1 protein-coding gene is annotated in these 518 nt (G+C 65.6%); it reads right to left on the bottom strand.

Going from position 1 to position 518, the window contains the following annotated elements; all coding sequences use genetic code 11:
- On the bottom strand, positions 1-518 hold a 518-nt coding region (locus AC6CIG_RS29700), incomplete at both ends, for a zinc-binding dehydrogenase (RefSeq protein WP_498324386.1).

A 518-nucleotide genomic window follows, 5' to 3' on the forward strand; every position in this document is an offset into this window, starting at 1 on the left:
GCGGTGCCCATCCAGGTGCGGCCGGTGACGAGCTGGAACGGCCTGGTGGCAATCTCCTGGCCGGCGCCGGCGACGCCGATGATCACCGACTTGCCCCAGCCGCGATGCGAGGCTTCGAGCGCCTGGCGCATGACCTTGGTGTTGCCGGTGCAGTCGAAGGTGTAGTCGGCGCCGCCGATCTGGTCGGCACCGCGCTTCGTCAGGTTGACGAGATAGGGCACGATGTCGTCGCCGACCTCCTTCGGATTGACGAAGTGGGTCATGCCGAACTTTTCGCCCCAGGGCTTCTTGTCGTTGTTGAGGTCGACGCCGATGATCATGTCGGCGCCGGCAAGGCGAAGCCCCTGGATGACGTTGAGCCCGATGCCGCCGAGACCGAAGACGATGGCGGTGGCGCCGATCTCGACCTTGGCGGTGTTGATCACTGCGCCGATGCCGGTGGTGACGCCGCAGCCGATATAGCAGATCTTGTCGAAGGGGGCGTCCGGATTGACCTTGGCGAGCGCGATCTCCGGCAG

The organism is Sinorhizobium sp. GQ132 (assembly GCF_059758575.1).